Source organism: Streptomyces sp. HNM0645, from assembly GCF_030056615.1.
GTDB classification, from domain to species: domain Bacteria; phylum Actinomycetota; class Actinomycetes; order Streptomycetales; family Streptomycetaceae; genus Streptomyces; species Streptomyces marianii.
Map to the genome: position 1 here is coordinate 1 of NZ_JASHLT010000091.1, position 7,686 is coordinate 7,686.

General features: G+C 69.0%; 6 protein-coding genes. 2 read left to right on the top strand and 4 right to left on the bottom strand.

Annotation, left to right across the window (positions count from 1 at the left end; translation table 11 throughout):
• The first annotated feature begins 1,643 nt into the window (after positions 1-1,643).
• Positions 1,644-2,270, top strand: a complete 627-nt coding sequence (locus tag QMZ92_RS36195; protein WP_349307796.1) for a hypothetical protein — start codon at positions 1,644-1,646, stop codon at positions 2,268-2,270.
• Between the two features lie 834 nt (positions 2,271-3,104).
• On the opposite strand, the gene QMZ92_RS35180 is transcribed toward QMZ92_RS36195, so the two are convergent.
• On the bottom strand, positions 3,105-3,353 hold the full coding sequence (locus QMZ92_RS35180) for an ATP-binding protein (protein WP_283301917.1): 249 nt from the start codon (positions 3,351-3,353) through the stop codon (positions 3,105-3,107).
• A gap of 330 nt (positions 3,354-3,683) precedes the next feature.
• Between QMZ92_RS35180 and QMZ92_RS35185 the strand changes: the two genes are divergently transcribed.
• On the top strand, positions 3,684-4,307 hold the full coding sequence (locus QMZ92_RS35185) for a nucleotidyltransferase domain-containing protein (protein WP_283301919.1): 624 nt from the start codon (positions 3,684-3,686) through the stop codon (positions 4,305-4,307).
• Here QMZ92_RS35185 and QMZ92_RS35190 read toward each other — a convergent pair.
• Genes QMZ92_RS35190 through QMZ92_RS35200 form a run of 3 tightly spaced genes read right to left on the bottom strand, consistent with a single transcriptional unit; the run spans position 4,294 to position 7,253 of the window.
• Positions 4,294-4,752 (bottom strand): PPC domain-containing DNA-binding protein, encoded by a 459-nt coding sequence (locus QMZ92_RS35190; RefSeq protein ID WP_009311896.1) that lies wholly within the window; start codon positions 4,750-4,752, stop codon positions 4,294-4,296. The two genes, QMZ92_RS35185 and QMZ92_RS35190, sit on opposite strands and share 14 nt — an antisense overlap.
• Positions 4,753-4,779: 27 nt before the next feature.
• Positions 4,780-5,781, bottom strand: coding sequence for an asparaginase (locus QMZ92_RS35195; RefSeq protein WP_283301924.1), 1,002 nt, complete (start codon positions 5,779-5,781; stop codon positions 4,780-4,782).
• A 59-nt stretch (positions 5,782-5,840) separates the two neighbouring features.
• Positions 5,841-7,253 carry a helix-turn-helix domain-containing protein gene (locus tag QMZ92_RS35200; protein ID WP_283301925.1) on the bottom strand — a complete coding sequence of 471 codons (1,413 nt, stop codon included), beginning with the start codon at positions 7,251-7,253 and terminating at the stop codon, positions 5,841-5,843.
• Positions 7,254-7,686 lie beyond the last annotated feature (433 nt).

Here is a 7,686-nt window from a genome sequence, read left to right on the forward strand (position 1 = left end):
CGCCTCGCCCTCGGACGCTCCGGCAGGGACACTCATACACAGCGGCCGTTCCTCGATGCTTCGTTGCTCGACACCTCGAAGCGTGAAGAACGGCCGCCTCCGCTGTCCCGGAAAGAACCGCAGATCAGCAGGTCGGGTGACCCGCGCGGTTAAACGCCAAGCTGAGACGCCGTCCGCTTTCCGAACCTGATCGTTTGGCTCGGGCTGGGTGGGCATGAACTCCGGCTGAGGGCAGGAGAGACGGGCGTGGTTCGTCCGTTCGTCTCGCTTGTGGAGGTGGCTGGTGCCGTCGGTGCTCGGTTTGTTGGAGGCCCGGGAGGAGAAGGTCCGGGAAGAGGTCACGCGGTTGCGACAGGAGGCCGAGCGGCTGCAGGCCGCCCTCGGCGAGGCGGAACGCGCACTTCAGCGTCTTGCGGATGCCCGTGTGACGGTGGCCGAGGTGCTGGCCGAGCCGCCGTCTGCGGTCGTGGAGCCGGTAGGGAGCACGGGAGTGGTGGTGCCGCGAAGGGCTGAGGGGATGACGGCGCCGGTCCTGCCTGCGGACCACCAGCGGATCATGTCCGTGCTGGAGTCGGCTGGGGGCCGGGAGGCATTGCGTTGCCAGCAGCTGGCCGCGGCCCTGAGCCTTCAGGCGGTGCCGGCGAAGGTCAAGGGGCTGCGGTCGAAGGCGAAACGCCTGGTGGAACGAGGGTGGGCACCCCTGCAGCCACGCCGGGACCGGCAGCAGCGGCCGGATGGCCTGCCACTCCGCCTCCGTCAGATCGGAGCCGTAACACCGCACCCGGTCCGTCCGCCGCGTTGCCGAACCTGTGCGCGAGACAGTCACACGCAGGAAACGGCGCGTTGGACTCCACGGACACAAGCGCGACGGAGTGCGACAACAGGGCCTCCTGGTACTGCTCGGTTGGGATCGCAACTCCGAGCTACCAAGAGGCCCTGCCGCTAGGCCCCGACCACCGAGAAATCACCCGAACAGGAACCCTGTTCGACTGATCAAGCCTGCCGAACGGTAAGCGGCTGGCGTCACAGACCCGATATTTGGCTAAGAGATCTTAGGCAGGACCGGCAGCGTGATGTGCCTGAGGTGGGCAGTGAGCGCTGCAGCCGTTGTGTCATCATGCGGAGCGCGACCTGGGGGAGAGGGCCAACACGGCCCACGAGGCGAGGAGTTCGGTGTGAATGCGGGTGGGGAGCGCAGCGGTTCGTCAGTGCCTGACGAGGAATGGGAGCGGTTTCTCCGGGATTCGACGACCGGTGTGGCGAACGCTCCCAGGGAACCGTCGGCGCGGGCCCGAGCCGTGGCAAAGCGAATGCGGGAGGAGCCTGCTGGCGCGGAGGGGTGGCGGACATACTCTTTGGCCCGTCCCAACCGGAAGAAGGGCTGGCACGTGTTTGGGCTCTTGGCTGCTGCGGTGGCCCTGGCGATCGTGGCGCTGGATCCGGGACGGGTGGTCGGATGGTTCAGCGATAGCAACCGGGCCGAGAAGCCGCTCGCTGCGGAATCGAATCGCCCGATCCAGCCATTTCCTGCGGAGGGCGTCCGACAGCCCACGCTCGACGAACCGTTCAGAGGCTCACCTGCGGCTCGCTGGGCTAACGGCACGGCCGGGATCACGGTGCCGGAAGCCAAGGCGACCGGCTGGATGAGTCGGGCGCAGGTGGAGCGGGCGCTGGAGCAGACCCGGGACTTCCTCGCTGCGGCGAATCTGGATCCAGGAGTGCTGCAGGGCGGACATCCCAGAAAGGCGATCGCACTGATCAACCCTCACCAACAGGACGTCCAGACCTACCTGAAGACCGCATTCCGCGCCCCGAGCAAACAGAACGACCCGCTGCTGCTCTTCAGCCGGTTCGACACCTCGCACGTGCGTCTCGTCGGGGACGTGGTCAAGACCCGGGGCCGGATCACGTACCTGGAGGGCGAACGCGGCGCGCTCCAGGTGACCAGCGACGTCACCTATGTGTACCCGGTCGCCCCAGCAGAGGAAGGCGACGAGGTGATCCGCACGATCGTACGGCGCGAGGTGGTGTTGAACTGGGACGACCCCTCGAAGGTGATCACCGAGCCGGGAACCTTCTCCCTTGTCTCGTACAAGGTCGACATGACCAACGGGGGCTGCGACACCGCCACCGGCTACCTCACCCCTCCCTTCGGCCAGGAAAGGGCGGAAACGGGCGCGGGTCCCGAGGTCGACCCGTACGACCGCAGCACTTCGATGAGCGAGCGGACGGCCTCGGACGAAGGATGCGGCACTGCGACACGGTCGTGAGGCATCTTCTGGGCAGTCCGAATCACCGCCACGTCAAGGCCCTTGCCACGGTGTGGGATCAGCAGGGCCGCTCGCCCCGCCACCCGGGTGGGCACCGGGGATGCGACCACGGCGGCTTCCGCTTCATCCGCGCGGAGAAGGCCCCCGCACCTCATTGACGTGACGTACATGACGTGCGGCTGTCATGGCGTCCTCCATGACTAAGGCTGCGCTGGAAGCTGTGATGCCGTGGCTCGTCCGAGGGGGAAGCGGACTGTGGAGGTGCTCAAAGAAGCTGGACCGCCGCTGCTGGCATGGGCACCGAGTCGGAGGCGTACCGGTTGCACTCGGCAGCCGTCCTTCGGGTCCGCCAGGAGGCCGCCGGGCTTCGCCACGGGTCCGCCGTGGACCCGTGGCCGGGCCACCCCGGAGGGTCCACGGCGGGCAGCGGCCGGCATCCTCGCATCACTCACCGCGCGAAGAGATCACGATCGAGCGAGCCATGGGGCATGCTGATGTGCCCAAGCCCAAGGTCTCGAACCCGCAGCCTAGGAATCAGGCTGCTGTCTAAGCAGTTGTAGCCGTACACGGCGCGGATGCGGCCGAGGCAGCTCGCTCCATCAGGTCTGGCTGCCGCGAGTCGCCATCGGCCCCGAAGCCGCAGCCAGCACGATCCAGGCGGCTTTGTTCCCACAGTCCGTCACATGGAACCCCCACTGCCCCTGAGCCAACTCGTTCACGATGTGCAGGCCCCGTCCACGCTCGACGAGCAACCTGCTCTCCCCCTCGGCAGGTCCGGCGTCCGGCGACGACGTGGCACCGCGGTAGAGACCCGTGGGGAGCAGTGGATCCCCGTCATGGATCTCGCAGATGTACCTTTCCGGCGACCGAGCGAACGTGCACCTCGTACGGGCCGCACGCGTGCTCGTGCGCGTTCGCCACGAGCTCCGAGATGGCCAAGACCCCGTCGCTGACGACGTCCCCGGACAGGCCCAGGTCCTTGAGGACACGTCGCAGAACCGCGCGGGCTTCGCCGGTCGGGTTGAGGGTGTGGTCGGTCCAGCGGTACACGAGGCCGACAGCGTCGGATGGCGCGCTGATCATCGGGCGACAGACCTCCTGTGGGTGACAGCGATGGCCTTCTCCCGGGGCTGCGACGTGGTCGCGGAAGTGCGGCCAGTACGCCGCTGAGAGGCGTACGGCAGCAGGAATCACCCTGGCTTCGGGCGCGGCCCCGGGAGGATCGTGGCTCAGGTACCAGCCACGAGACCGGTCGCGAGTCACGCGCTCAACGATGGATGCCGGTGTCCCTGATGCTCATGGGCGTTTATGAGCGCAGGGGGTGCGAGCGGGGTCGACAGGGCCCTGCAGCGGGACCGTCGACCCGCCGACGGCCTTCGCCTCCGCCCCTCTGATCACTGGGAGTATGGGCGGGTGAGTGCTGACGTGTTGGGACGCTGGGTGCCGGATCGTCCCCAGGATGTGGCGGCGGTCTTCGCCAGTGCGGACTTCCCGTGGTGGATCGCCGGTGGCTACGCGATCGAATTCGCGGTCGGCCGCGAGCTGCGCGCACACGGCGATCTCGACGTCCTCGTCCTCCGGCGCGACCAGGCTCTCGTACGTGACCTGCTTGCCGACTGGGACCTGTACGTGGCGGACCCGCCCGGCCAGGGGGAGCTTCGACCGTGGCGTGCTGGGGAGGTCCTTCGGCCGCCGCTCCACGACATCTGGTGCCGCCGCACGCCCAAGGCGCCCTGGTCGGTGCAGCTCATGCTGGACGAGGCCAAGGGCACCCAGTGGGTCTCGCGGCGTGACCCGGCGATCCGCCTCCCGATCGACCAGCTCGGACGCACGACCGAGACGGGCATCCCGTATCTCGCGCCCGAGGTCCAGCTCTTCTACAAGGCGAAGGCGACCCGGGACAAGGACGAGACCGACTTCGAAGCGGTGCTGCCGCTGCTCGACGCTCCGGCACGCGCCTGGCTGGCGGACGCGATCAAGGTGATCGCGCCTGGCCACCACTGGCTCCGCCGGCTCCTGCAGGTCAGCCGAACGTGAGCAGCGGGACGTCGTAGAGGTCGGGGTTCCGGGGCCGGGTCATCGTGGGGGACGTGACCTCCACGATCAGCAGCTCGCTGAGAAACTGGACCTTGGCGCTGAGGAGGTGGCTCGTCCTGCCGTCGGCCGACTGGGCCTTCAGGCCGGCGGAGACGTGGATGTGCGGAAGTATCCCGCCGGTGGCGGGATCGTGGGCAAGCGTGCCCGCTCCGAACGCCTCGACGTTGGTGACGTACGTCTTCGCCCAGACCGGTGCGTCCGGGTCGGCGAGCTTCTCGCAGGCGCCCACGATCTCGGCCTCCGCGAAGGCCCCGATGAACGAGGGGATGTAGCCCTGTCGTACACCGTTGTCCCGGCAGAAGGTGGACAGCGCCTCGAAGAAGTCCTCTCCGTGGTCGAAGGTGACGCCGAAAGTACGGCCGACGGTCAGCTCGTGAGCACGCATGTTCGGGTGTCTCCTGATGAGGTGGGGTCAGCGGGCGGAGGCGGTGGTGAAGGTCTCGCGGACCGCCGCCCCGTCGGCGCCCTGGGCGAGCAGGGCCTGCAGCAGGAGCCGCGCCTGGTACGGGCCGAGGTCTCCAGCACCGATGAGTCCTCGTCCGAGAAGGTCCTTCTCGGAACCGGGGAAGCCGTACGTGTCCGAGAGGACCGGGCCGTTGCCGATGCGGGAGGCGAGGACCACAGGGATGCGGGACGCGAGCTTGGTGAGCCCTTCGACGAGACGCTCCGGGACGTGGCCGACGCCGAAGGCCGCGACGACGAGCCCGTCGCAGTTGCCGTCCCACAGGTCGAGCAGTGCACCGTCGTCGCCGAGGGTGACGACGTAGAGCCCGACGCGCGCTTCACGGTCGGGGGCGCCGACCAGCGGTCCGCGGCGCGGCAGCCCGCCCGCCATCCGCACCCGGTTCTCCGCGACCCGCGCGATCGGTCCGCACGACGGTGAGGTGAAGGCGGCTGGACTGGTGGTGTGGGACTTGCGGACGGTCCGGGCCGAGTGGATCTCGTCGCCGAGGACGACGAGGCAGCCGGCGCCCCGGAGTCCAGGGTCGGCGGCGGCCAGGACCGCGGCATAGAGGTTGGCCGGACCGTCGGCTCCGGGCAGGGTGGGGTTGCGCATCGCGCCGGTGACGATGACCGGCTGCTCGTGGCCGTGGTAGAGGTCGAGGAGGAAGGCGGTCTCCTCGATGGTGTCGGTGCCCTGGGTGATGACGACGCCGTCGACGTCCCCGGTCTCCAGCTCCGCCTCGATCGCGGCCGACAGCGCGGTGAGGTCCTCGAAGGTCAGGGAGGCACCAGGCAGACGTCGGAAGTCCCGCACCTTGAGGCCGATACCGCTCGTGGCCAGGGCGGGCACCGCAGCGAGGAGTTCGTGGGCCGAGAGCGCGGGTACGACGCCTCCGGTGGTGGGATCGGTGGTCATGGCGATCGTGCCGCCGAGGGAGAGGACCGCCACGTTCCTGACCGACTCCGTCATATCCCCTGCTCCCCTGTCCGGACGCCGCCGAGCGCGGCCTCGCGAGTGGTTCACGCAGGCTATCGGGTCGGCGCCGTACGGGTACGCGGAATGATCACCAGCTGTTCAGCCACGAACCGGCAGGCGGCCTCCAGCCCTTCGAGGCCCAGCAGCCGGCTGCGCGGCCGGGCCAGCCGCTGCGTGCCGACGGCCGACAACTGTGCGCACCGGCGTCCGAGCCAGGAGGCGTCGAGACCGAGGTACTCCGCCGTTGCCGCGAGGCGCTGTCCGGCCTGCTCGGCCGCCGTGGCCGAGTGGTGGCTGACGTGGCGGGTCACGTCGGCGAACGTCCGCAAAGCCCCCGGCCGCGCGGTGACCGCGAGGTGGGACGCCCCCTCGGTCCGTACCCATGAGGCGATGACAGCTCGGCGCCCGTGGGAGAGGACGAAACCGTCGGTGTGTGCGAAGCCTCCGTCGTCCGTCACCCAGGTACGGATACCGAAGGACTCCATGAGCGCGATGGCGAGGAACATCAGGACGCGCTCGTACGCCGGCGAGGAGGCGACCGCCGTCTCGGGGACGCAGAACCCCCGGCCGCTGGTACCGCCTGGACGCCGGGGCGCCATTCGTTCGAGGTAGCGGTACTTGTGCCGGAAGAACAGCCATGTGGCGGCCTCCTCACCGCGCTGTTCCCTGGTCCAGAACAGGGGTGCGTCGCCCAGGTGGTCACGGTGGCCCAGGATGTACCGGGCTGCGGTCTCCGAGCCGATCAGCATCCGGGAGACTTCTGTCAGGCCGTGGTCGGAAGCGAGCGGCGAGCCTGGGGAAGCGGAAAGCGAAGCCAGCGAGGTGTGCAGGGTCTGGTCGTCGCCGAGCAGCGCCGCCTCGAATCCCGACACGGCCCACAGGATGCCGTAGGTCAGGTCGTCCAGTTCGTACGCGGCGGGGATGTCGACCGGGTCGGAGGCAGTGGCGCGTACGCCGCTCGGTCGGGCGTCGGTGACGAACTGCCGGACCGCCCCGTCCACCGTGCGGTTCGCGACGACGAGCGCGCGCATCGGCATGGTGCGCCAAGCATCCAGCTCCGGGCGGGAGTCGAGTCTCAGGCTGTCCCCGAGGAAGGAGGCCGCGGGAAGGGTCAGCACGGGAAGCGCCGTCGTTGAGACGGACCAGCCGGCGGGTAACAGAAGCTGGCCCGGACCTTCGGGCAAGGCCGCGTACCCACGAGCTCCGGTGTCCGTCGTTCCCGGTTGCCCCGCGGCGTCCGGGGTGTGTGGATCGGCCGTGGGCAGGAGCCCGAGCAGCTCCTCCGGAACTCCCAGCGCATCGGTCCACTGGACGAAATGCCGTCGGTCGCGGATCTGTTTGAGCCCGCGTTCGAGTCTGCTGACCTCGGCCTGGTCGATGCTGACCAACCGCGCCACGCCGGCCTGGGAGAGGCCCGTGTGCTTCCTGAACAGCTTGACGACGGTGCCGAGTTCCCATGCGGCCACGGCTCGCCGGACCGTCGGATCACGCCAGAAGGCCGGGTCGGCCCGTCGGGCGGCTGGCCCGTCCTGGCACGAGGCGCATCGTGTACCGGCGTTGAAGCGACTGAGAAGGGCACCGCAGCGCGTGCACCGCCGCTGTCCGCTGTCGACCATGGTCGGCATTCTCCCTCGCTCTGCGACCGCCCGGACACGTTCCGCTGGTGGGGCTCATAAACACTCATAGGCGTGGGCCTTCGTGGCGTCCATCGTGGTGGGGCACCACCGACCTGAGGATGATCCTTTGGAGTGGACACCCTGACAATGGATCTTGATGGTCCAGGGAGGGATGTTCAGGTGGGACGCAAGTCTCCGTATCCGGAGGAGTTCAGGAAGGACGCGGTCGCGCTCTACCGGGCCGCGGCCGGGAAGCGGACGTATGCGGCGGTGGCGGCGGATC

What these genes read in the sequence shown, in the direction of transcription:
- QMZ92_RS36195 (WP_349307796.1), top strand. Translation starts at nt 1,644, where the DNA reads ATGAGTCGGGCGCAGGTGGAGCGGGCGCTGGAGCAGACCCGGGACTTC.
- QMZ92_RS35180 (WP_283301917.1), bottom strand. Translation starts at nt 3,353, where the DNA reads ATGATCAGCGCGCCATCCGACGCTGTCGGCCTCGTGTACCGCTGGACC.
- QMZ92_RS35190 (WP_009311896.1), bottom strand. Translation starts at nt 4,752, where the DNA reads ATGCGTGCTCACGAGCTGACCGTCGGCCGTACTTTCGGCGTCACCTTC.
- QMZ92_RS35195 (WP_283301924.1), bottom strand. Translation starts at nt 5,781, where the DNA reads ATGACGGAGTCGGTCAGGAACGTGGCGGTCCTCTCCCTCGGCGGCACG.